Source organism: Falsihalocynthiibacter arcticus, assembly GCF_000812665.2.
Lineage (GTDB): Bacteria > Pseudomonadota > Alphaproteobacteria > Rhodobacterales > Rhodobacteraceae > Falsihalocynthiibacter > Falsihalocynthiibacter arcticus.
This window is the reverse complement of record NZ_CP014327.1, coordinates 3,567,318-3,589,725: the sequence shown is the minus strand read 5'-3', so window position 1 is coordinate 3,589,725 and position 22,408 is coordinate 3,567,318. Positions and strand designations below refer to the sequence as shown.

The 22,408-nt window shown below is 49.1% G+C and carries 14 protein-coding genes; 11 read left to right on the top strand and 3 right to left on the bottom strand.

Annotated elements, in window-relative coordinates; genetic code table 11:
• Positions 1-139 precede the first annotated feature (139 nt).
• Positions 140-565: a hypothetical protein gene (locus RC74_RS17600; RefSeq protein WP_039001007.1), complete on the bottom strand. Its 426-nt coding sequence runs from the start codon at positions 563-565 to the stop codon at positions 140-142.
• 470 nt (positions 566-1,035) lie between these two features.
• On the opposite strand from RC74_RS17600, the gene RC74_RS17595 reads away from it, so the two are divergent.
• From RC74_RS17595 to RC74_RS17585, 3 genes are all read left to right on the top strand, one after another.
• On the top strand, positions 1,036-1,551 hold the full coding sequence (locus RC74_RS17595; RefSeq protein WP_052274673.1) for a hypothetical protein: 516 nt from the start codon (positions 1,036-1,038) through the stop codon (positions 1,549-1,551).
• 76 nt (positions 1,552-1,627) lie between these two features.
• The gene (locus RC74_RS17590; RefSeq protein ID WP_052274672.1) at positions 1,628-2,143 is read left to right on the top strand and encodes a hypothetical protein; all 516 of its coding nucleotides are present in this window, start codon (positions 1,628-1,630) and stop codon (positions 2,141-2,143) included.
• A 939-nt stretch (positions 2,144-3,082) separates the two neighbouring features.
• Complete coding sequence (locus RC74_RS17585; protein WP_039001006.1) at positions 3,083-4,231, top strand: hypothetical protein; 1,149 nt, start codon at positions 3,083-3,085, stop codon at positions 4,229-4,231.
• Between the two features lie 164 nt (positions 4,232-4,395).
• Here RC74_RS17585 and RC74_RS17580 read toward each other — a convergent pair whose 3' ends face one another.
• Complete coding sequence (locus RC74_RS17580) at positions 4,396-4,875, bottom strand: thermonuclease family protein (protein WP_236939968.1); 480 nt, start codon at positions 4,873-4,875, stop codon at positions 4,396-4,398.
• Positions 4,876-5,490: 615 nt separating this feature from the next.
• On the opposite strand from RC74_RS17580, the gene RC74_RS17575 reads away from it, so the two are divergent.
• From RC74_RS17575 to tnpC, 3 genes are read left to right on the top strand one after another with little or no spacing between them, the layout of a single operon-like run.
• On the top strand, positions 5,491-5,874 hold the full coding sequence (locus RC74_RS17575; protein ID WP_039000108.1) for a transposase: 384 nt from the start codon (positions 5,491-5,493) through the stop codon (positions 5,872-5,874).
• The gene (tnpB, locus tag RC74_RS17570; RefSeq protein WP_039000107.1) at positions 5,871-6,224 is read left to right on the top strand and encodes an IS66 family insertion sequence element accessory protein TnpB; all 354 of its coding nucleotides are present in this window, start codon (positions 5,871-5,873) and stop codon (positions 6,222-6,224) included. The genes RC74_RS17575 and tnpB overlap by 4 nt, the downstream gene beginning before the upstream one ends.
• A 54-nt stretch (positions 6,225-6,278) precedes the next feature.
• Positions 6,279-7,850 carry an IS66 family transposase gene (gene tnpC / locus RC74_RS17565; protein ID WP_062628112.1) on the top strand — a complete coding sequence of 524 codons (1,572 nt, stop codon included), beginning with the start codon at positions 6,279-6,281 and terminating at the stop codon, positions 7,848-7,850.
• An 86-nt stretch (positions 7,851-7,936) separates the two neighbouring features.
• Here tnpC and RC74_RS22345 read toward each other — a convergent pair whose 3' ends face one another.
• Positions 7,937-8,959, bottom strand: coding sequence for a hypothetical protein (locus RC74_RS22345; protein ID WP_156477510.1), 1,023 nt, complete (start codon positions 8,957-8,959; stop codon positions 7,937-7,939).
• A 1,322-nt stretch (positions 8,960-10,281) separates the two neighbouring features.
• Between RC74_RS22345 and RC74_RS17555 the strand changes: the two genes are divergently transcribed.
• From RC74_RS17555 to istB, 5 genes are all read left to right on the top strand, one after another.
• Positions 10,282-13,455 carry an STY4851/ECs_5259 family protein gene (locus RC74_RS17555; protein WP_156477509.1) on the top strand — a complete coding sequence of 1,058 codons (3,174 nt, stop codon included), beginning with the start codon at positions 10,282-10,284 and terminating at the stop codon, positions 13,453-13,455.
• On the top strand, positions 13,346-15,379 hold the full coding sequence (locus RC74_RS17550; RefSeq protein WP_082802350.1) for a DEAD/DEAH box helicase: 2,034 nt from the start codon (positions 13,346-13,348) through the stop codon (positions 15,377-15,379). The genes RC74_RS17555 and RC74_RS17550 overlap by 110 nt, the downstream gene beginning before the upstream one ends.
• An 80-nt stretch (positions 15,380-15,459) precedes the next feature.
• Positions 15,460-19,533 carry a DUF1998 domain-containing protein gene (locus tag RC74_RS17545; RefSeq protein WP_062628339.1) on the top strand — a complete coding sequence of 1,358 codons (4,074 nt, stop codon included), beginning with the start codon at positions 15,460-15,462 and terminating at the stop codon, positions 19,531-19,533.
• 330 nt (positions 19,534-19,863) lie between these two features.
• Entirely contained in the window at positions 19,864-21,360 is a 1,497-nt protein-coding gene (istA, locus tag RC74_RS17540) for an IS21 family transposase (protein WP_062628125.1), read from the top strand.
• A complete protein-coding gene (gene istB, locus RC74_RS17535) occupies positions 21,357-22,109 on the top strand; it encodes an IS21-like element helper ATPase IstB (RefSeq protein WP_062628126.1) in 753 nt (250 codons plus the stop codon). The genes istA and istB overlap by 4 nt, the downstream gene beginning before the upstream one ends.
• Positions 22,110-22,408 lie beyond the last annotated feature (299 nt).

Below are 22,408 nucleotides of genomic sequence, written 5' to 3'. Positions count from 1 at the left end.
CAACCGCAACACCAGAGGCCATCATTCAGGTGAACTAAAGTCCAGTCATGCACTAACTTTCAACGTGGACCACTCAAGTGAAGCTGCTCAAGATGGAAAGTCTAAATAAAACCCCATCGTAGCTAAAAACCTCGTTGTTTCACAGACGGCAATCTGCCAAGAATTTTTTGTAAAAAACGGCTTCCCTCGCGTCGATAGAGTCGGCGGTCTCACTGAGAAATTCGGACCGAGTTGTTGTCGCCGAAAGGTGTGCAAGATGGAATTCAATATTGCGCTGCACATCTACCTCTTGCTCAGCCAATATAGCCGTCGCCTTGGAATTGTTCTCGAGATGGTAATTGTAAATCACGAAAGCACCACTGGCTGCTTCTGCGTCTTCGAGACAGGTAAACGTTGGTCCGCCCTCCACATGTCGCAATGCGTAATCTGGTGATGCAGCGGAAATCGCCTTGAAAACGAGGCCGATAGCAAAAATCATAATCAGGAACCCGATTTTTTTTGCGATACTTTTGCAGATACCTTTCGCCTTCACCGTGTGTCGTTCAATATGATTTGAAAACGTCATTTGTAAAATTCCTAAAATTTGGTGCATTGTATTGTGCGCCCCAATATTGTTTCAATTATGGCAGCTAAGGGCCGTCACGTCGGCTCAGCAAACTGGTGAAAAAATCAGCCTCGCCATGGCGTTCAAACTGATGATGTCCGCGCAGATAAAATGTCTCAAACCGTAAGCCCGAAATTATGAGAAGGGTTGAAACCAGGGAAGGGGTAAGGCAGTTGAAAAGCGGAGCCTGATCATGCCATCACCAACTTCTGGGTATAGCTCTCCGCTGTAAAATAAGCCCCCAGTTTCACAGCACCTCTATGGGGCATGGTTACTCCAGACTGAACAAGACCTCCCGTATTGTGCGTTAGCTTGAAGAATAGAAATTGCATACAGCACAACCAATTCTACCTCATTGAAATCGGGCAGAAAATTGACACATTTTGTTAATAAGCACGGTCAAGTGGCTGAAAAATGGAAAGTTCGAAAGAATGATAACTCAATCCGATCTAAAACAGTTTATTGCTTGTTTCGAGCCTGCTCCTCCAAGAACAACAGCTCTTGAGCAGAAAATAAAGATCGGAACTGGGTACCACGGCAAATGGTATCGATCTCAGCGCGAGCATTGGCTTGGTTGGATGTTTTACCAAGATGCTAAGGCGCACGAAAAGGGAAAAGACCCCGGAGTCTTACCAGCCAAGCCTGTCTGGAACCGATTGAAATGTAGTCCGTCGATGTTTTGGCTCGCAGAAGCATCTGGCGTTTCCTCTTCACTCTTGGATGCCGCAGAAGATGCTGCAATCCGAGCGACTTTGATTAACCCAAAGGACGGCAATCCGCACGGTCGGTTGATGCGAGAAGTCTTGCCATGGGGCGTAATAGACGACGCGCTCTTTGCTGGGGTGGCCAAACTCCCTATCGACGAAACCGATTACTTTGCCCTTCAGGCATTTGAACGATTGGCGAGTTTAAGATCAGAATTTCGGCAATACCTTCCGGATGCATAGCGAAGGCCATTTTTGTTTGGTTGAACTGCTGCTTTCGGTGCGCCGATAATTGGTTGAAAAATGGAAAGATAAAAAAATGATAACTCAATGCAGTCTAAAACAGTTTATTGCTTGTTTTGAGCCTGCTCCTCCAAGAACAACGGCTCTTGAGCAGAAAATACAGATCGGAACTGGGTTTCATGGCAAATGGTATAGATCTCAGCGCGAGCATTGGCTTGGCTGGATGTTCTTCCAAGATGCTAAGGCGCTCGAAAAGGGAATAGACCCTGCAGGCTTACCAGCCAAGCATGTTTGGAACCGATTGAAATGTAGTCCGATGATGTTCTGGCTCGCTGAGGTATCTGGCGTTTCTCCTTCTCTATTGGAAGCCGCAGAAAATGCTGCAATCCGAGCGACCTTGATCAACCCAAAGGACGGAAATCCACACGGTCGGTTAATGCGCGAGGTTTTACCATGGGACGTAATTGAGGAAGCGCTCTCGGACGGAAGCGCGAAACTGCCTATCGACGAAACCAATGTCTGCGCCCTTCAGGCATTCGAACGGTTGGCCGATTTTAGATCAAAATATCGGCAATACCTATCGGAAGCATAGCGAAGACCACTTTTTGTTTGGTTGGAACTGCTATTTTAGATGCGTTGATAGCCGCATTTAATCGCTTTCTTCGAAAGAATTGCACGATAGGGAGGTAATAAAAAGGCAGAGTGCGCAGTGACTTTGTCACTCTGGTTTGCATTTTACTATCCCCCACCGTCAAGCGCCGTCGCCATTTGCCGCACCTGGTATGGTGCGGTAAATGGTTTTACCGGGACACCCATATTGGCGTCTCAATGTTGTTGTGCTGGCGGTTCCGTATTCCAAAGGTCATTTTGGCCAGCGTCTTTGCTTGACCTTCATGTTCGTCGGTTACATCAAACCGCGGGGCGTCTCGCTCTGCTTGTGTTCAGCTGCCAAGTCCTTGGTCAAGGTAGATAGGGGTGTCATAGAAAAGCGTCATAGTCGTGTTGTTTGAAAAACGGCGCCATCGGCATGATATTCTGCAGATTGAGCCGATTATAGATGGGGGAATATCAGAAGACTTTGAAGAACCGGCAAGGGCACAAATAACTTGAGGGTTTGAGCTTTCGAAAAGCTATCGATCTGGGCCAAACTTTAGCAGCTTCATTTAGATTCATACTCAACCAATACATTCACCAAATGAATGCTGCATTGGCATTCGGTTATCACGGCCGAAATCTTCCAGTGCCGGATATCTCCCGCCAGCGCCAGAGGCCATCATTCCAGTGGAGCAAAGGCCAATCATGCACCAACTTTCCTCTTGAGCCACTCAAGTGGGGCTGCTCAAGAGGAAGTATGTTTCAACCGATTGGAAAAAATTCAAAGGATATTGGCTAAAAATGGAAAGCAACTGCCTTAAGAGGGCCACACTTTGGGTGCAAAATTAAGTATCCGAAGCCAGCGTGAATACCACACGCATGATATCTCAATGGCTGAAAAGTGAATTTGGAAATATTATAGTTTAAAGGTTACACGATGAATAAACGCTATTGGGGCTTAGCCGTATTTTCTGTTGTTTGGGTGTTTGTCATAATGGTTTTCACCGGCATTTCACGCAATATTTCGGGCTTGGAACCAGGCCCAATAAGCGTGACGGCGGTTCTGTGGTTTCTTGTAGCTTACTTCGCCTTTCAAGGTAATCAAAAATCCATAAGGATTACCGCATTCACTGTTCTTATGCTCCAAGCAGTAGGTGGCTTAGTTTTGGTCGGTTTAACTCTTTCTGAACCCACTTCACCCTCCTTTTCGTATGCAATTGGTGTCAATTCTGTAACTATCGGATTTAATATGATCCCATGGTTTGCGGTTTTGATCTATGCAAACTCAGAAATCAAAAAAGAATCTGTCGAACCCCATATTCAGCAACCGATGGTTGTTGGCCCACCGATAAAAAACCAAAATCAAATTATGACCATGTCTACGAATTCAAAGATGATGCCTATTCCAGAACATTCGAAACCACGACCTGAAATCAACAGCTTCCCGATAGCATCAACAGTAATCGAGTATAATTCTGACGCCGAAAAACACTGGCGCGCGGTTCAAAAGCTACCAGTAGAATACCAAACGGAGTTTCTCCGGTCTCTAAATGAAGAACCAAAACAAGACGTCAAAACCCTTTCTGAAAGCCTACTTGAAAAACACCAGAAAGAGTTAAGCCCCTTTCAAACAGAGAAATTGAATGCCACTTACGCTCAAATGTTGGTTCTTGGAGAGGATGCGGCTAACGAGTTCAGAAAAGCATACAGTATTTTGGGCGATACAGTACCTGTGGCGACCATTTCGCAGAAAATTCTCAATAAATACGAAAACATAAAAGGAACCGTAATTCCAAGCGGTGTTGAAAAAGATAGAATAATAAACGCGGTAAAAAAAGATCCAAGTATTAGTTTTAAAAGGGTGAATGAAATTGGTGTGATCGAAAACTGTGCATATGTTAAAGTAAGAGATAGGTACCACTTTGGCGCTCGGGGGGAAGACAAATTCCCCTTTAACTGCTTTGTGTTTCAATCTTTACGCGATGAGTTCAAAATCCCACTTGATGTTGAGCCGATACTAATTTGGGCACCTAAGAGCGATGAGCTGCCACATTTTGTTGACAAGACATTTCAAAGCAATTTTTGAATGGACCCATTGTGTTTTCAACCAATTACCAGGATCTTGCAGCCAAATACTGCCTTGACGATGTAACTGGCGCAGTTACTCCAGCATCTCAGTTGAGAAAGCTTCTCGAAGCTCTGGAGGCGGGCGGATCGATCAGTATGATCCTCTGTGAAATGTCATTATCTTTAACAGTACTTTGGGAAAGGTAATGCTCGGCTTTCAGGCGTTTCAAGGTTTTGATAACGCCCTCCGGAATACCGAGGGCAATCTCGTGCAAACCCAGCCTTCACGACTTCTGCTTGCGGATCAATCCGTTGCCCATCTTCCATGATGAAATAGCAGGCTCCGACTTCGCGATCATAAGTCTTTCGTCCCTCAAGATCGCAAATCACATCGGTGGCTTTATGCATTAAGTCAGCAACAAACCACTTCCCTTTGGTGTAAGCTTTATGGCCACGTTCTGGAGCTGATATGCCATCCAAGCGCACATGAATTTCTCCAACGACAATTGTATCTGCATCAATGACACGCGAAAGGTTCGGATGGGCGGATATTTGGCGAGCACCCGTTGTCTTTTTCTCTGTAATTGGGGCTAAAAATGGCCCTTGATTGTAACCAACATAGCCTGCCCAGGAGATGAGAGCCAAACCGACAACAATGACCATCCACAGGAGGAAATTTCTTATGCGTACAATCATTTTTCGAAGCCTTTTGTCGTGGTAAACATCGCCGATTTCTGGTGAGTTATTGTTTGAATTAAAAAATTGGCAAGAACAAGGCTACATGCAGATCAAAGCGTGTTGAACCGCACTCTGAGGTAAATCATGCAAACGCACCGTAAACCGGAACGGCTAATCATCTTTCGAAACGAACAGTCGAGTGCGCATTCCATCCCAAGATCCCGTTGCCACTGGTAGGGGTGTCATAGAAAATCGTCATTGTCGTGTCGTTTGAAAAACGGCGTCATCGGCATGATATTCTGCGGATTGACCCGATTATAGATGGGGGAATATCAGAAGACTTTGAAGAACCGGCAAGGGCACAAATAACTCGAGGGTTTGAGCTTTCGGGAAGCCATCGATCTGGGCCAAACTTTAGCAGCTTCGTTTAGATTCATCCTCAACCAATACATTCACCAAATGAATGCTGCATTGGCGTTCGGATATCACGGCCGAAATCTTCCAGTGCCGGTTATGGGTAACCGTTGGTTTGACCCCACATTCCCCTTGGGTGGTTAATATGCGATTCCGTCCCTTCATAAATTTGGAGGGAGTTTCTCTATGGAAGCTACGAATGAGTTTCTCACAAGGATTCCACGCAGTTCAGACGGAAAGCGACGCTGGCCTCTTGAACTGAAGGCGCGGATTGTTGCGGAAACGTTGATTGAGGGCGCGACTGTAAATGGGGTGGCCAAGCGATATGGTTTGATACCCAGCAGCGTTTCAGATTGGCGACGTATGGCGCGGACGGGTAAACTTGTTTTACCCAACTTGGATGGGATGGATTTTGTGCCCGTGCAGATTGCAAACCCTAAGGCGCTTGAAGTGCTTCCAACACGACCCATCACTTTGACCAGCGTTGAGTTGCTCAAAGGTGGAGTAACGATCCGCTTGGCCGCCGATACGCCTGCGGCCCGCATCGCTGAGATCGCGGCTGCGCTGTGATCCATCCGTCGCATGGCGTGCAGATCTTTGTCGCGACCAAACCTGTCGACTTTCGTAAAGGCCATGACGGTTTGGCCGCGCTGGTGCAGAGCCATTTGCACAAGAAGCCCTTTGATGGCGCGGTCTATGTCTTCCGTGCTAAACGGGCGGATCGCCTCAAGATGATCTGGTGGGACGGAACCGGCCTGGTCATGGCGTACAAGCGGCTTGAGCAGAATGCGTTCAAATGGCCCGCCATCAAGGATGGCGTTTTGCGGCTTGATCCGGCTCAATTTGAGACGCTGTTTGCGGGGCTCGATTGGCGTCGCGTGACTGCATTGGAGACCCGCCCACCGGCTGCGGCAGAATGACTCGGGTGGTGCTTTAGGCGGGTAGTTTGGTGCGGTTTTTGGTATCAAACACCCATGACATCCGCCACTGATCTTCCTGACGATATCGATGCGCTCAAAGCACTTTTGGCGGCCGCCGAGGCCCATATCAGTGCGCAGAATACGACCCTTACCGAGCGTGACGGCATCATCCAACGCAAGGAATACCGCATCATTCGCCTCGAGAAGCTGTTGACTGACTTCAAGCGGGCGCTCTACGGGGCGAAGTCCGAGAAAGGCGATCCGGATCAATATCACCTCGCGTTGGAGGACATCGAAACAGCCATGGCTGTCGTCCATGCTGAGGACGTAGCGATTGACCCGCCAAAGACAGCAGGCGCGACGAAGCCACCCAAAGGGCGTGGTGTGCTGCCAAAACATCTGCCGCGTGTTGAAGAGGTTTTTGCACCCGACAGCACGATCTGTGGCTGCGGCGCTGAGCGCCACATCATAGGTGAAGATGTCAGCGAACGCCTAGACATCGTGCCCGCGCAGTTCCGCGTCATTGTCACACGCCGCCCCAAATATGCCTGCCGTGACTGCGAGGCAGGCATTGTCCAAGCACCTGCCAAACCACGCCTGATCGAAGGCGGCATGCCGACTGAGGCCACCATTGCCAGTGTGATTGTGTCCAAATATGCCGATCATCTGCCATTGTATCGTCAGTCACAAATCTATGCACGGCAAGGCGTTGATATCGACCGATCAACACTGGCATTCTGGGTTGGGAAAGCCGCGCATGAACTGAAGCCTGTCCATGACGCTCTGCTGGCACACCTCAAGAGATCCACAAAACTGTTTATGGATGAGACGCCGGCGCCGGTGCTCGACCCTGGGCGAGGTAGAACCAAGAAAGGTTACTTCTGGGCGCTCGCCCGCGATGATCGCGCTTGGAATGGGCCAGAAGCACCCGGGGTGGCCTTTACTTATGCGCCAGGACGATCCGGCAAATACGCAACCGAGATTTTGCAGGGCTTTGGTGGCATCCTGCAAGTGGACGGTTATGCCGGATACAACCGCGTGCTTAATTTGCGGGACAATGCCCCGATCCAACTGGCGTATTGCTGGGCTCATGCACGACGCAAACTCTATGAGTTGACCCATAATAACGTGGCCCCCATCGCCGAGGAGGGTCTCAAACAGATCGCAGTCCTCTACCGGATCGAAGGCCAAGTCCGAGGTCAATCCGCTGAGGAACGCTTAGCGATGCGACAGCAAAAATCTGCGCCAAAAGTAGCGACCTTCAAAATATGGCTGGATCACACAAGAACGCAGGTCTCTGCCAAATCTCCAACTGGCGCAGCGCTCAAATACATCGCCAAATACTGGGATGGCCTGATCTTGTTCCTGACCGACGGTCGCATCGAGATGGACAGCAACGCCGTAGAACGCACAATCCGCCCCATCGCCCTGCAAAGAAAGAACGCGCTCTTCGCGGGTCACGACGCTGGCGCACAAAACTGGGCCATGCTCGCGTCGCTGATCGAGACCTGCAAACTGAACAAAATCGAACCGCACAGCTACCTGACCAGCGTCCTCACAGCCATAGTCAACGGACATAAGCAGAAGCACATCGAGCAGCTGCTACCGTGGAACTACGCCGCATAGGTGGGACCAAAGCAGCGCTTACGGTTATGGTCGCATTACTTGAAGTAATCAGCCTCCGGAGAACCAGGGGCGGTTCAGATAGTTATTCAAATCTTCGATGCGAGCCTACCAATCTGACGTCCGACAAAGCGGCTCGGCCGTGAGGATAGCGCCTTGTAACCAAGCTCTGCTGTATCGACGAAAGCTTTCGCAGTTCCGGAAACCGCTACACCAACTCCCTCAAAGATGGCCTCTTCACAGTCCATACCATCGTTGTACTGCTGTGCCGCGTAGCCGACACCGCGGATTATCGAAAGGATTCCCATGCTACCAGCACCTGTTAGTAGTGCATCGACAGCAGTGTCACTAAAGTCGACAATACTACCGCCAAGAGCAAGCTCGGTCGCTTGTTCAATGTCGACATTCGCTATTCCACTGTTGATAGCTTCCGTCGCCTGTGCCACCTCACTTGTCGCGATGATTGGAATGTTGTCGGCGACGGTGTTTAGGTAGGCCTCAGAGTCGGTTGCTTTTAATTGATATGCGATGCCATCAATCACTATATCGGTATCAGGGTGATTGAAGTTTTCAAAAAGCTCTCCGCCTGTCTTGCTTGCAATGAGTGACTCGAAATAAGCTCCTTTGGTCAGCGAGACGAGGCCTGCCAGGCTTTCGCCCGGCAGCATGAGGCTCTGCAGCCAGATTTCGGCATCTGACGAATCCGCAAAGTTGCTGTTCACATTTCGTAGCGTGGAGTAAATATCCCGAGCTTGAGTGATGTCGGACCAAACGGACGCTGGAATTGATAGTGCCGATAGCCAAATGGCGCTTTTTGCAACAGTCTTGCTATCATAAGGGGTGCGGTACGATGAAGGCACAGAGCCGATTGCGATTTGTTCGAGCGTATCTATTCGTTCGTTGGCCCGCATGGTTAATGAAGCGAAATACGATTTAGTTTTCTCGATATCACCAGATGTGGAAAGTCGCTTTTGCGCTTTTTGAAGTGTTTTAATGCTTTGATTTGTCTGGGATAAATCTGGAGGGTCTACTGTGAGTTTTTGCCACCAAGACATTTTATTCTCAGCTTCATACCAATCATTTTCAGCGTTTTCTCGGAAGGCAGTTAGCATAGATATGCTTTCGGAGAGTTTTTTGACTGCGCAAATGGCTGGAGACGCCTCACACAACTCGTGTGAATGAAGACTAATGCGATTTCGCATTTCCGTAAAATGCCGAGACAACTCAACACATCTACTGTTCTTGCTGCTTTTGTTCCTGTCTCGATCTTCTCGTTGTTCGACGGTTTTGAGCCATGCTTGGATTTCCGGTTGATGGCGCCGGATTTCCTCTACGATAAGGGGAGCATTTCGGCACCTAAATTTTAGAGCTTCAAATTCCACCTTGATTTTTTTCGAGTCTGTAGATTGTAATATGGTTATTAGGGTTGAGCACGCAAACCTATAGTTCCTAATTGAGCCACAGAGAAACATGTACCGAGGGAAAGTATATGTAAGAGTGACACAGAAAACCGCACCAACTATGAGAATTCCGTCATTTAGATTAGGGGCCCAGCTTTCGAGGAGGGATACACTACCACATCCGATAGCAGCAATTGCGTTGGCGATAGAAAAGCGTTTATAGCGGTTTTTTAGCGCTATGAGCGTGTTAATTGCCTCGAGAGCCATACTGATTTTCTTTCTTGAACTCGGCCAAAATTAAATAGAACTTGAATAAGAAACCAATTGTTTTGATTTTCTAATAGCGAGGAGGAAAGCGGCAAATCTAAGGCGAAGTTAGGTGATTTGTTCCCCAAACGGCCTCCAAGTGTAAGTAATTCATAGATGTAAGTTAGTGTGGTTTTGCTCCAGTGCTGTACGAAGAATTATCATGAGGGACATGTTAGACACGTGACCTACGATTGTAGCGTGTCACTGAAAAAATCGTACTCGGCTTGAACGTTGTGCGCCTTATCGTCTTACGAAGGCTATTTGGCGGGAAATCACAAAGGATTGGCTCAAAAACGAAATCAGCCTAACAAAAAACATATTACTATTCATACAATGAAAACGCCAATTCCTCCCGAGGCTTGGACCTGAAATTTTTTGCGGGTCTATCGGGTAACGATAAAGAGGGTTAATTTAAAAAGTATTCCTTACAAAGCCGGCATCTAAAAGAACGATGTTAGTTATTCACCGAGTAATCGCGTGTCTTGGCCCAGTAAACTTCAAGAGTCGATAGAACGTGCGGTTGGCGGCTACGCCAAGAGCTTTTCACAAAACTTGTCTCGACCCCAAATTTAATCCTCTTACCAATTGGAAAGAAAGAAATAATGTTAGAAAGTGCTGGATCCCCATTGTCGTCGTCATACGCAACCGGAAACCGGTTCCAAGCAATTCTAACCGACATTCTTGCCGAATTGGGCCTGGAGGCGCCAGACGGGAGACCTTTACACGTGTATCGTGTGACGGAAGAACAATACGACCAAATGCAACTGTACTGCATGACGGCGGAACCGCAATCATCCGGGCTTTATGCCGCGATATTCACTCTTTGGGCAACGGAGCATTTCAGAAGCAGCTATGATGGCAGCCATTTGACGTGGCGTTTTCTTACAGATGCTCTTGAGAAGAATATCGAATGGTCCCAGCTTGTAGAAACTACGACTTGGGGATTGCGGTATTGGCAAAGACCCCTTCGAAAGAGCGATCATAAGCGTTTATTTCTTCAATCTCTTTTGGTTGAAGGAGGGTTGCCGCAGGAAATGCTCAAGCCCGAGGGACGATATCGGTCTCAAATCCTTAGACTTGTTGGAGAAGCCGAGCTCCGCGGGATCATGGCCGCCGAAGCGCTGCCTGGACTTGTACGAAGCGTCACCTCTCGCTGGCCCGAAGGTTTCAGGCAGGATGATGTCTCAGATCTGATCGTTGGTTTTGTTTTAGGGCTGGTCAATGCACGTCAACAGATACCACCGCAAATTCCGAGGGAGTCTTCAGTGGTGTGGTTGGATGGGCAACGACCAAATTGGCGCAACGAACTTTCAATTAATATTGGAATCGATGCCGCTAAGTCCCTTCTTGACGAGGCGTTGAAAGCTGAAAGACGTGTAAATAGACATAACGATTTCGCTCTTCGGGTTCTTAGAAAACGTGAAGATGGTGATTGGAGCTCTTTCATCGAATTTCCCGAGAAGGCTTCTGTTGACCGTGGGATTATTCCACTGAGCGACCCCTCTATACAAGCAATACGGCTTAGACCAACTGGTCCTTTGTCTGCAGCTCTACCCGGACTGTTGATCCGGGGTGACTTGTCCGAAGATGGGTCGACGTGGGAGCTACGTCGTACTTCTGGAAAAAGAACTGTATCCGTTGCTTGGCCAGTAGGGGAATCGGTGCGTTTTGGTGTGCTGGCGGACGGGAAAGTTACACAAGAAATTTCAATTTCTGGGTTAGAAGAAACCAGTTTTGATCGACCTCTCGCCGGAATTTGGGTGGGGCGCAACAAATCTGATGATATGCCCGATAAACTTGACTATCTTGCAGATGGGCGGGCTGCGACAACCGCTTCGCGTCTATTTGTTCAATCTGAATCTGACGCTGAGATCGCGTGCTTTGATGGTATGAAAATTGTTGATCGCACCAAGTTTCAGAACCATTCTCTGGTTTGTGTAACTGGGCAGGGACGCATTCAATGCCGGACACAATCACTTTCTCTCAAGACTTCCAGCGATGAGGAACTTGGTGCTCAAATCAGAGCATTGGGTAAAGTGGCTTTGGGAGTTAGGACAATTGGAGGCGATGTCGTTTACAAGGGTTGGCCCCGTTTTTTTGGATCTGAAGCTGGATCTTACGGCGCAGATATATCAGAACGAAACCTCCGAACCGTTAGGCCTGGAGGTTCTTGGGCTCCCTTTAGCACCTCAAAAGAATTGGGCGGTTCCACTATAGGCTGGGAACTCAATGGGGACGTCGTCGCTCGACAGCGAATTTGGATGTTGCCCCACGACTTTTTAGTTTCGTTTTTAGAAAAGGGACGTGAAAAAAGTGTTCGTCTTACCGGTTTGCCGGTTGGCGCCCAAGTGAGTTGTGGAGACAGCACGGGGATCGTATCTGAGAGTAGATGCGTCGAGTTAAGTCTCGCCAACTTGCCCGAGCAGGCTTCAAAAACCGAACTTGACATTTGTGCGGGCGATAACCGCTTACGCCTCGTTTTGGACGTTTGGACAAAGTCAGGCGCAATCATTGGGCCGGACGATTGTAAGCTAATAAATCGGAGGACGATTGCACGAAGCAAGCTAAATGATTGGCGCCTGTTTAACCCTGATGAGGTAGGAGGAACGTTGTCCGCAAGACTCCGCGGTGCCGCTGGGACAAGCTGGCCGCCGGTTTCCTTCAAGGTGGACCGTGAAGCCTCTCTTGGAGCTTATTCGAGCTTTATTAAGTCAGCGCTATCTCTTGGGGGGCCGGATGCGGAAATGGACATTTGTATTTTAGCTCACGGTCGCGAAACTCCAAAACTTATGATTGCACAGGCAACATCCAAATTACGCGTTGGTACGGATTCTCTTAGTTGGGAGGGCTGCGATTTGATCCAAATAAAGTGGCAAAGCCTGTCAGACCCCGAGATTCGTTTTGAACAAAATATCGGGCCATCTTTGCGAGAATCTCTTGTGCCCGATCATTTGGATATGTCGGCCGGCCCTTGGATGATTTTAGCTACGGCTCAAGGGCACGAAGTCATGCGCCCTGCAATACTACCAGTTTTTTCTACTGAACCTGCGGAAACTAAAAATGCATTCAGTTTGGATTTACAATCCGCGGCCAATGCCACCACTCGTCAGCAAAGAGTGGCGCGCATATCCGAGTGCTTGCGCCACCGGGTAACAATTCCAACAGACCCGGATTGGAAGCGCATCGAGTTACTGATTGATTCCGTTTCTAAGGTTGCCGAGCCGGCGTGGATAGATCAGGTGCAATCGTTGGCGTTAACACCAGATGCTGCAACTTTGATATTGTTACGAAGTGAGGTCGACAGTCAGGCAGACCGTTTGGCTCTTGAAGAGGAAGCACCCTTTTCATGGATGACATTGCCATTTGGTGCATGGAAGAGGGCGGCGGCCTCCTGCTATGCCGATATCCAGAAAATATTGGAAAACTCCGGTTTGCCCACAGGCACCTGTAATAAAATCGCTTCCGACACAGTTATGTCTCGTTGCGAAAACATAGTTAGTCTGAGGCCGGAATTGTCTGCGCACCTTTTCTTTGCATTGCTGGAGATTTTTTCTCCGGTCGAATTGGTTGAACGAGGGTTAGCACCTCCAGCACAACCGTTGAGGGCACTCGAAGAGCAGGCTGAACTCGCGGTAAAACGGCGCCTCTTTGATAGATGTAATCTTCTTCCAAATGCTCCAGTGGGTAATTGGAGCGTTTTGGAGCGTTTCGATCGAGAAAGCAGATCAATGCTTGCAGCTCCTATAGTGGCAGCAGAATTAGTTTTAAAAGAACGACAGGACTGGTCCAATGTCGCGCTGGCGCTATTGCAATGTCGCCAAATTGATCCGCTTTATTTTGAGGCAGCTTTGCCAGCAGCAATTGCCGTTCTCTTTCAAAGAAAGACAAGTAATGACTGATTTCCCGGAATACTTGAGCACTCTTGAGGCCATTAACCGCCGATCCACCGATTCAATTCTATCTCACGGAAGAATGGCATCTCGGTCCGCCAATGAGGCACTTCGCCGACGTATGACTGAAGGATCGCTCGGCGAAGGATTTGTAGCGGACCCAATTTTTGAGGCGCAGAAAGTCTGGAAGTCTGCGGACCTTACTATGAAGGAGGTTGCTGAAGCGGGTATTTTGCTGCCAGATTTTGTAGAAGCCTTGGCTTCGGCGACGCCCAACGAAGTGCCATTGGATAGAAAACCTTATGAGCACCAGCTAAAAGCGTGGGAAATTGCTGCAAAGGGCCAACGGTCTTATATGGTTACCAGCGGTACGGGCTCTGGAAAAACTGAGTGCTTCATGGTCCCCATGATCAATGATTTGTTGAAACAAACACAGGGCGATCAATCTTTAAAAGGTGTCCATGCCATTGCGTTGTACCCTTTAAACGCCTTGATTGAATCCCAGCGAGAGCGTTTGTCTGCTTGGGTCGCACCATTCAAAAATCAGCTATCATATGCACTCTATAATGGAGACATGCCTGAGGAACCAAATCCGCGACATCGACCGATGCCTGGGCAGATCAACAATCGCAAAGAGCTTCGCTCGAAAGTTCCCCCAATTCTCGTAACCAATGTGACCATGCTGGAATATTTACTTCTGCGACCTCAGGACCGTCCAATCCTTGAGGCATCCAAGGGAAAGCTTAAATGGATCATCCTTGACGAGGCGCATAGCTATGTTGGAGCTCAAGCAGCTGAAATGGCTCTCATGCTTCGCCGAGTTCGCGAAGCCTTTGGTGTCAATCCTGAAGATGTACGGCTGGTCGCTACGTCGGCGACAATTGGAGAGGGTGAAGAAACTCGAAATCAACTTCGCCGCTACCTTGCAGATCTCGCTGGCGTATCGGAAGATTTGGTGGACGTCATTGAGGGGGCCGAAATTAGGCCGGATTTGCCGAGCCCCCAATGCTTAGGGGCACTTGTTCAAGAAGAACTTGCCTCTCTTGATGAAGGAGCTTTGTATAACAGAATAGCCGCAGATGAAACTGTTCAGAAGCTGGTTGATGCGGTTCGTGATGGCGGCAAAAATCTAACGCAAGTAGCTGATATTGTAAAGTTTGATTCGGAATCTCCGTCAAGGAGAACTCAAGCATTTGAGATGCTCTCAACTGTTGCCCGCGCTAAAGATCCGGCTACAGGTCTGCGCCTGCTCCCTTGGCGCATGCATGCCTTTCATCGGGCTCAGGGAGGATTATGGGTTTGCTGCGATTCAAGCTGTAGGGCGCGATCTCCGGAACTTGCCGCCAAAACCAGTGATTGGCCTTGGGGGCAAATCCATATTTTCCAACGCGATCATTGTGACTGTGGAGCAGCGGTTTTTGAACTCATGGCATGCCATGATTGCGGGGCTTCACATCTCGTTGCGCAGGAAACCCTTGGTGCATCTTTGAGTCTTCGCCAACCCGTTCGGGCTGAAGTAGACGATTATGCTCCTGATCAAGAAGATTCATCAACTGAAGACGACGAGATTGAGGTGAGTGGTGATATTGTTTTGCTTTCTCCAGTAGACAAAGCCAGTTCAACTCGATGGATGGACCGGAAGACTTCCGTCATTTCGGATTCATCTCACGAAACTGATGGCATGATTAAGGTTGCGGTCAGGGATCTTAAACCCAGCCCCTGTTGCGGTGCGCGCAATGGCCCATCTCGAATTCGATATGGTGCCCCATTCCTTCTTGGAAATGCGTTGCCCCTTTTGCTTGAAAGCTTGCCGCCACCAAAAGGGGGGCTGACAAGCCCTTCGGAGGTCGCCGTGCACTTTCATTTACGGATAGCCGACAAGGCACGGCAAGGCTGGCTGCAAAACTTCAACAAGAGGCTGAAAGAGCTTTGACGAGAGCTACCGTGTGGCACGCTGTCCAAAGCGCGGGCCAAGCAGGAGATCCCGATGAGATAGCGGCTCAGGAGGCTACAATGGCTAAGCTGGTGGCTTTAGGAGATGCTTTACCAGCGGACACTCTTGCAAGGGAGCGTGCGAAATTGAGCGAGCTTAGCGGAGGTATAGGTCGCGTAACTTGGGATGAAATGGTTGCCATATTGGCAAAAAATCCACAAATCCCGCATATCCAGCCTGCCTGGAAAAACAGAGGCGAGGGCGGCCATGTTCTTGCGGAAGACCCTGTTAAAATGGCACAAATGCTTCTACTGCGTGAGTTTTTTCGGCGTCCCAAAAAACAAAACAATGCCGAAACTATGGGCTTGGCAAAGCTGGCGTGGCCCAAACTTGAACAGAGACTGAAAACTGGAAAACTACCCGATGATTTTGTAAAGTCTAAGCTTTCGGTGGAAGATTGGATTGCTTTACACGAGGTAGCAATTGACGCAGCTTTCCGCTCAAATTTTGCGGTTAAAGCCGATAGGTACCCGGTCAATTTTCCGCATTGGATTAGCCCACGGGAAAAATCTCGAACTCTTTACGGGCCGGAAACGCGCAATAGCGATGTCACAGGAAAGAATCCGGTGCACTGGCCTTCAGCAAAACGCTCGGAACGCTCCACTATGGTCCGATTGATTGGACGCCTGCTTGAGGCTGATCCGAAAACGGACAGTGGCAAAAGTAAAATTGACGGTTTGCTTCTAACGATGTGGCAAAATTTAAGCGCTTCTAAAGTGATTGAAAACTCAAATGATACCCGATGGGTAGTTGATATGGGCTTTGCAGAATTTAGGTCGGTCCAAAGAGCTGGGATTTGCCCGTCAACACGCCGAATGTTGTCTTCCCATCCTGGGAATATTTCGCCAACATCTTTGGATGGTCACGAAATAGACCAGTGGGTTGAAGTCCCCAAACTGATTGTTTCAAAACCTGGTGGCTTGAGCTTAGGCGATAGAAAAAAAGTAAGAATTTGGTGTGACACCGATCCCCTTGTCGGCAAACTACGTGCAATGGGGCAGTGGGGAAATTTGCATGATTCAGTCGCGGAATTTACTCCAGTTTTGCGAGCCCAAGAGCATTCAGCTCAAATAGATAGACCAAGCCTTAAAACTTATGAAGATCAGTTTCGCGATGGTCAGTTGAACCTTCTCAACTGTTCTACGACGATGGAAATGGGGGTTGATTTAGCGGAAATCGAAGCAGTTATTAACACCAATGTGCCACCTTCGCCGGCCAACTATAGACAGCGCATTGGGCGCGCCGGGCGTAGAGGTGAACCTTGGGCTATTGCATTTACGTTTTGTCGGGATCTTCCTCTTGACCGCAGAGTTTGGAACGATCCCGCAGTACTTTTAGAGGCAAGTATTGCGGCGCCCATGGTTAATCTGGATAGCCGAGTAATCTTACAAAGGCATGTAAACGCATTTTTCCTGGGCCGGTTCCTTGCTGACAATGGTGGACTTAAACTTGGTACAGGCGCCGGTGACTTTTTCGGAGCCAAAGCTGAAGTGGATTTAAAAAACCCTTTCGCAGAAAATTGTGTGGCTGATCGGCTAATTGACGCTCTCAGAGGTGACTGGGGGAGATCAGGGCGTGTTTCTGATGGGCTAAAAAGCTTGTTGACTGGAACTCCGTTGTCAGGTGAAATTGACGGCTTGGCAGAAGCAACATGTGATGCCTTCAGTACCTTAAGAAGTTCGTGGTCAAACGAGTATTTAACTTTAGTGAAATCACAGAGTGTTGCTGAATTGGTCAATTCGACAGCGGAATCCCGATTTTTTAAATCTCAATCAAGCAGGATGCGTAAAGAATTTCTATTGGCTGAGCTTGCACGAAGAGGCTTTACACCAAGTTACGGGTTTCCAATCGATGTGGTTGGATTTTCCTATATTGGAGAGGCACCATCAGAAAGCGTTCGTGAGGAGGGGACGCGCTTTGCAAGTGGCCCCAGCCGCTCCCTGGATGTGGCCCTGCGGGATTATGCACCAGGCTCAGAAGTCGTGGTCGATGGCCTTGTATATCGGTCGGATGGAATTCTCCCTTCATGGGCATCTCATACAAGTCCTGGCGAAGACCTGAGAGATATGTGGATTTGCGGATCTTGTGGCGAACACGGATTGGATACCGCTTGGCGAGAAACTTGCCCAAAATGCGATGCCCCATTGGAAGTTACTCGTCGCCGCCGAATACTTAAACCGTCTGGGTTTTTGTCAAAAGATAGCGTGCCACATACTGCGTATGAACAATTGAACTGGGTCGCGCCAGAACGGCCAAGATTGTCAGTCAGCGATGCTGAGTGGCAAAGCTTGTCAGATCCAGATTTGGGGCGCATTCGTTCTTCAAGAATGGGACGAATACTGCAGCGATCTTCAGGGCCGTGGGCAGAAGGATTTGCTATTTGTCTCGCCTGTGGGCGGGCGGATGCCGAAAAGGATCCTGGTGGGATCATTGATGGCGAAAGCTACGCGTTGCCCACAGGAATGAAAAACCACAGCCCTCTTGTTCGGACCGACCGAGCGCGCAGAGATGATGGAAAGTGTATTGGATTGGATCCCACAAGCCGTGCTATCCAAAGAAATGTGCATTTGGGGTATGAGACGCATTCTGATATTTTTGAACTTCAGCTTTTTCCATTGGAGAAAGTCGAAAATTCGGTGGCGTGGGCGCTGGGGTCTGCAATTCGAGAAGCGCTTTCAATGAAATTGGGTATCCAAGCTCATGATGAAATTGGCGTGGCAATCCAGCACGCGACTTTCGAGAGTGGTGTTTCGGGCGCTTCAATTCTGCTTTTCGATAAGGCGCCAGGTGGTGCTGGGTTTTCAACACTTGCCGGATCACCAGGAATGATTGAGCAGTTGCTACAAGATGCAGAAAACATTCTGGATTGTAACAAGTGCACAAACGGGTGTCCCGATTGCATTCTGAGGCCAGATCTGCAGCATGACGGCACCCCTATGGATCGTGCTGGTGCACTGTCCATCTTGAAAAAAGAGGTTCTCAACAAGTTGGGATTACCATCCAATTTACGTGTATTTGGCGATAATACAACTGCTTTACATCGTGGAGCGGTGCAATGGATACTTGCTAAAGTTAGGGGAACTCCTCCCGAAGCAATTACGGTGTTTCTCCATGGAAACTGTGAAACGCTCGACCTCTCTGAGTGGCGTGCAGTAGCAGCGTTAAAGCTCCTTCCACCTACTTGTAAAATATCCATCGCAGTGCCGAACGACCTTCTAAGCGCAATGAGACAGTCCCATAAGAGAGATTTGTTGCGAGTTTTGGCGCGATTAGATGCCAAGCTTGTACGAGTTCCTTTTGCTCCAAAGTTCTCTGAGTTACCTCAAATAATCGAAGAAAAAACGGGAAATACTGTATCAGCCTTAGTGGCAAGCGATCCGAAATCTGCGTTGGTGGGGGTGGATTGGGGAAGGGCATCCAGCGGGCCAATTCTGTTTGGAAAATTGGATTCTGGTACAGAGCTGTTTCCGATATCAATAAATAAGCTGATGGATTTTGGAGAAGCAAACGCAATTGTTCATGAATTCCACTCGGAACTCGATGGAAGAATTGAAGATTTTGGCCTGAAGTTCTGGAAAAAAATCAGATCATTGCGCCCTCAGACCTTTGCTGATGGCGTAACTGTTCTAAAGCTCGAATATGCGGACCGATATGTGAAATCGCCTCTGTCCTTGGCTTTGGCTATTTCAGTTGTGAAAAGCGCACCAAATATGACAGCAACTACAACGGTTTCTATTTCTACAACCCGATTAGAAAATAGGGATTACGGGCGATCTATTTGGGACAATTGGCCTGACAATCGTTCCAGAGAGCAGGTAATAAGAGAAATCGACTCCAGTATTAAATTGAATATTTCAGAGCCGAGGGACTGTCCTCACGAACGAAGGCTCATAGTAGAATTGTCGAACGGGTCAATGTTGAAGGTTCGTCTTGATCAAGGGTTTGGGGCTTGGGCCGCCGAGCGTGAGAGCGCTCCGTACTCATTTGAGTTCGCCCCCACTCGACAAGCAGTTTCGATGATGAAATCAAGCGTTAAGGTCTACTTGCGTGACACAAAAACGGGCACCCCGATTTCCATCGTTTGGGACGGATAGTGGTCAGCGCAAATTTAAGGTGGCAATATTTTCGACCAGTTTGCAGCCTGCTTTAGATGAATCAGGGTTTTATTTGTGCTTCGAAAATAATTGGTTCTGATTTTCTCTCATTGCCTTCAAACTGGCGTCAATATTCCGCGATTTCAATTTTTCTCTTATCGGGAGCAATGGGTGACGTACGGTAGCCGCTCCAGCACCACCGCCTGTCGGATTTTAGCCTGTTGTGTAAAACGCGGAGCAATAATGGGCCACAGAAGCGGCTGCGTATCGCAGTTGTAGCGGAGTAAAAATCCGCCAGTTTGTGTCCTTCGTTTATTCGGAGGGCGGGAGATGTATTCTGTGGATATTTATAATCGTGTGCGCCGTGCTTGTTTGAAGGACGGGATGTCTACTCGAGAAGCGGCGCGTTATTTCAACAAGGATCGCAAAACGATAGCCAAGATGTTGCGGCATGAGCTCCCTCCTGGTTATCGGCGTTCAGAAGCCCCGCGTCGCCCAACGCTTGATGATTATGTTGGTGTCATCGATAATATACTGCGTACAGATAAGGCCCTGATCAAAAAGCAGCGCCACACCGCCAAGCGTATTTTTGAGCGTTTGAGGGATGAACACGGGTACGCGGGAAGCTTGACGACAGTGACCTATTACGTTCGCGAACAAAAGCGACGCACTAAAGAGGTGTTTGTACCGTTGTCGCATCGGCCAGGCCACGCGCAGGTTGATTTTGGTGAGACACTTGGCGTGATTGGTGGCGTGGAATGCAAGATCCATTTTTTTGTAATGAGCTTACCGCATTCTGATGCGGTGTTCGTTAAGGGATACCCTGCCGAGACGACGGAAGCATTCTGCGACGGCCATGTGTCCGCCTTTGCGTTCTTTGATGGTATTCCGCAGTCCATTCTCTACGACAACACCAAGATCGCCGTTGCGCGGATACTCGGGGACAGAACGCGTATTCGCACACGTCGGTTCACTGAGCTGCAATCCCATTACCTGTTCGATGACAAGTTCGGGCGACCAGCGCGAGGAAACGATAAAGGCAACGTTGAGGGCATGGTTGGATATACGCGTCGCAACTTCATGGTCCCTGCGCCGCGTTGTGACAGCTTTGATGATTTGAACGCCCATCTGGAAGCGAAGTGTTTAGCACGTCAGGACGATACTTTGCGCGGCCACACCCAAACCATAGGTCAACGTTTGGTATCCGATTTTGATGCGCTGATGGGGTTGCCCGTGGCGGAATATGAAGCCTGCGACCATGTCAACACACGGGCCACTTCGATCTCGATGGTGCGCTATCGCAGCAATGACTACTCGGTGCCGGTGGCTTATGCACACCACGATGTTCATGTGCGTGGGTTTGTACATGAGGTTATCATCGGCTGCGGTAACGAGATCGTTGCACGGCACAAACGATCCTACCTATCCGCGGATATGATCTTTGACCCGCTCCACTTCCTGCCCTTGATTGAGCAGAAGGTGGGGGCTTTGGATCAGGCAGCCCCTTTGCAGGGCTGGAATCTACCGGATGCCTTCGCCACCCTGCACCGACTGCTCGAAGCCAGAATGGGCAAACCGGGCAAGCGAGAATACGTTCAAGTTCTGCGCCTTTTGGAAACATTCGAGATGGACGTTGTGCAAGGCGCAATCCAGCATGCCATTGATCTGGGCGCTATTGGCTATGATGCCGTAAAACACCTTGTGCTATGCCGTATTGAGAAGCGGCCACCGCGATTGGATTTGGACTTCTACCCGTATTTGCCTAAGGCCAATGTCGGCACGACACGCCCATCCAGTTACATGAGCCTGCTGGGAGCCACGGCATGACAGATGCTCCCCAAATCCTTCTGCACCACCACCTCAAGAAGTTGCGCTTGCCAACGTTCCAAGGAGAGTACGCAAAACAAGCCCAAATCTGTGCTGCTGAGAATAAGGACCACATCCAATATCTGGCGCGTCTGTGCGAGATGGAGTTAATTGACCGCGAACGGCGGATGATCGAAAGGCGGATCAAAGCGGCGAAGTTCCCCAGCACCAAAAGCCTGGATAGTTTTGACTTCAAGATCATGCCCAGCTTGAACAAGCCACTGACGATGGACTTGGCTCGATGTGACTACGTGGATCGCAGAGAAAACATTATTGCCCTCGGCCCATCGGGAACGGGCAAGACCCACATAGCTTTAGGACTTGGATTAGCCGCGTGCCAAAGAGGGTTGAAAGTACGGTTCACGACGGCGGCAGCCTTGGTTCATGATCTGATAGAAGCCCAAGATGAGCTCCGATTGCAGCGCATGCAAAAGCAACTGACGAGCCAGAATCTGTTGATCATTGATGAATTAGGCTTCGTTCCTCTGAGTAAATCCGGCGCAGAATTGCTCTTTGAGGTGATCTCGCAGTGCTACGAACGTGGTTCCATCATCATAACCTCAAACCTGCCCTTTGATGAATGGACCGAAGTCTTTGGCTCAGAGCGGCTCACGGGAGCCTTGCTGGATCGTTTGACACATCACGTCCACATCCTTGAGATGAACGGCGAAAGCTATAGGCTCAAACACAGTCGTAAGAACCGCCAGTAGTCAAAACACATCAAGATCAGAACAATGTTGGCCCATGGGCCAACATGCGCTTTGGCACGCGTTAGCTATTTGGGGGCACGCGCACCAAAGCGCAGAACATCCGAGAACTCAGTGGACCAATTTTACGCCGCGATCTGGTCCCTTTTTACTCTGCGATTGACAGGTTACGCAAGAAAAAGCACAGCGCCAAGCACGGCGAGACGGCTGGAGTGAACTGTTCACGGCAGCACGCCTCCATACGCAGGACCCCGGGTTTATACATCCTGCTTCGCTTGCGCCGTTCAGCGCGCTTGCAGACA